The 2,345-nt window shown below is 68.0% G+C and carries 3 protein-coding genes; all 3 read right to left on the bottom strand.

Annotation, left to right across the window (positions count from 1 at the left end; genetic code table 11):
- A partial coding sequence (locus RT567_RS16035) for a prephenate dehydratase domain-containing protein (protein ID WP_313577210.1) occupies window positions 1-448 on the bottom strand: 448 nt, incomplete at its 3' end.
- The gene (locus RT567_RS16030) at window positions 445-1,815 is read right to left on the bottom strand and encodes a class II 3-deoxy-7-phosphoheptulonate synthase (RefSeq protein ID WP_087140277.1); all 1,371 of its coding nucleotides are present in this window, start codon (window positions 1,813-1,815) and stop codon (window positions 445-447) included. The genes RT567_RS16030 and RT567_RS16035, both read right to left, overlap by 4 nt.
- A 51-nt stretch (window positions 1,816-1,866) precedes the next feature.
- The coding region (locus RT567_RS16025) for an enoyl-CoA hydratase/isomerase family protein (RefSeq protein WP_313577209.1) at window positions 1,867-2,345 on the bottom strand (479 nt) is incomplete at its 5' end.

The following is a 2,345-nucleotide window of genomic DNA, read 5'->3' as shown; positions in this document are numbered from 1 at the left end:
CGCGGGTCACGTCGTCCGCCTCGGCCACGGCGGCGGCGGCGCCCCCGGTGTCGAACATCTCGACGGCCGTGATCTTCATCTCGTTCAGGGCCTTGGAGCACTGCTGCAGGGCGACGGGATGGCTCTCGGCCGTCTTCACGTCCGACAGGCGCGCGTCAGGCGCGCCCAGCAGGGCCAGGCGGATCGGCCGCCAGGCCTCGCTGACCTCGACCAGTTTCGCTTGTCGCACCAGGGTGGCCGCTGGCTCGACCACGCCTATCGTCGAGTTCTCGACGGGGATCAGGGCGCAATGGCAATCGCCGCTCAGGACGGCGTCGATCGCGCCCTGGAAGGTCTCATAGCCGACCGCCTCGTCCCACGGACGCAGGTCGAGGCAGGCTTCATGGCTGAAGGCGCCCGGCGCGCCCTGATAGGCGACGCGGCCGGGCGTTTCGTCTTCTGCCGTCATGCCGCCTCGGACCGGGCCTGCCGCCCGGCCTTGAGACGCTCGGCGACCAGGAAGGCCATCTCAAGCGCCTGATCCGCATTGAGGCGCGGGTCGCAGTGGGTGTGATAGCGGCTCGACAGGTCGTCTTCCGTCACCGCCTGGGCGCCGCCGATGCATTCGGTGACGTTCTGGCCGGTCATCTCCAGATGAACGCCGCCGGGGTGGACGCCCTCGGCCTCGGCCACGTCGATGAAGCTGCGGACCTCGCCCATGACGCGGTCGAACGGCCGGGTCTTGTAGCCGTTGCCGGCCTTCAGCGTATTGCCGTGCATCGGGTCGATCGACCAGATGACGCGCTTGCCCGCCGCCTTCACCGCCCGCATCAGACCCGGCAGGCGGTCGCCCACCTTGTCGTGACCGAAGCGGCCGATCAGCGTCAGACGGCCCGGGATGTTGTTCGGGTTCAGGGCGTCGATCAACGGCAGCAGGTCGTCCGCCGTCATGGTCGGCCCGCACTTGACCCCGATGGGGTTGGAGATGCCGCGCATGAACTCGATGTGGGCGCCGTCCAGCTGGCGCGTCCGCTCGCCGATCCACAGCATGTGGGCCGAGGTGTCGAACCATTCGCCGGTCGAGCCGTCCAGGCGCGTCAAGGCGCTCTCGACGTTCAGCAGCAGGGCTTCGTGGCTGGTGAAGACCTCAACGCGCGACAGGTCGGGATGCGTCTCGGGCGTGACGCCGACCGCCTCCATGAAGGCCAGAGCCTCAGTGATCTTGTCGGCCAGCTCGCGGTAGGCCGCGCCCGCGCCGTCGTCGGCGAAGCCCAGCGTCCAGCGATGGATGTTGTACAGGTCAGCATAGCCCCCGCCCGCGAAGGCGCGCAGCAGGTTCAGCGTCGAGGCCGACTGGTTATAAGCGCGGATCAGGCGCTGCGGATCGGGCATGCGCTCTTCCGGCGTGAAGCCCATGCCGTTGATGATGTCGCCGCGATAGGACGGCAGTTCGACCCCGCCGATCTCCTCGACCGGCGACGAGCGCGGCTTGGCGAACTGGCCGGCGATGCGGCCGACCTTCACCACCGGCTTGCGGCCGGCGAAGGTCAGGACCACCGCCATCTGCAGGATCAGGCGGAAGGTGTCGCGGATGTTGTCGGTCGAGAACTCCTTGAAGCTCTCGGCGCAGTCGCCGCCTTGCAGCAGGAAGGCGTTGCCCGCCTCGACCTGGGCCAGGTGATCGGTAAGCTTGCGCGCCTCGCCGGCAAAGACGAGGGGCGGCATCGCGCGCAGCTCGTCTTCGACGCGCGCCAGTTCGGCGGCGTCCGGATAGTCCGTCGGCATATGCAGGACGGGCTTGTTTCTCCAGGATTCGGGGGTCCAGCGCTTACTCATGCCGGCAAGATAGGCTTTTCCCCCGCCCTGAACAATGAAGCTTGCGCGAAATCAGCCGATCAGCGGTTTCCATGCCTCACCGGCGGGCAGCTGGGCGAACAGAGCCTCGATCTGAGCGTCCGAAACCGAAGAAAGCTCAGCCGGCGACCATTGGGGGGCGTTATCCTTGTCGATGATGACGGCGCGCACGCCTTCCTGGAAGTCGTGAGTCTGAACCACGCGCCCGCCCAGGGCGTATTCCATCGCCATGTTGTCGGCGAAGTCGGTCAGCGTCGCGCCCGTGCGGATCTGGCGCAGGCTGACCTTCAGCGACTGCGGCGACTTGGTCTTCAGGATGTCGAGCTGCTTCTGCGCCCAGTCCGAACCATCGGCCGTAAGAGCGGCGACGATCTCTTCCACCATATCGAAGGCGAACAGGCGGTCGATGGCCTCGCGGTGCGGGGCCAACGGCGACGGCCCGGCGTCCCCGGCGGCGCGCTCGGCGACCGCCTTAGGATCGGCGGGCGCGGCCAGCAGGTCGGCCTTCAGCG

Origin of the sequence: Brevundimonas sp. (assembly GCF_032107865.1) — a bacterium.
Taxonomy (GTDB): domain Bacteria; phylum Pseudomonadota; class Alphaproteobacteria; order Caulobacterales; family Caulobacteraceae; genus Brevundimonas.
This window is presented reverse-complemented; position numbering and strand designations above follow the sequence as displayed.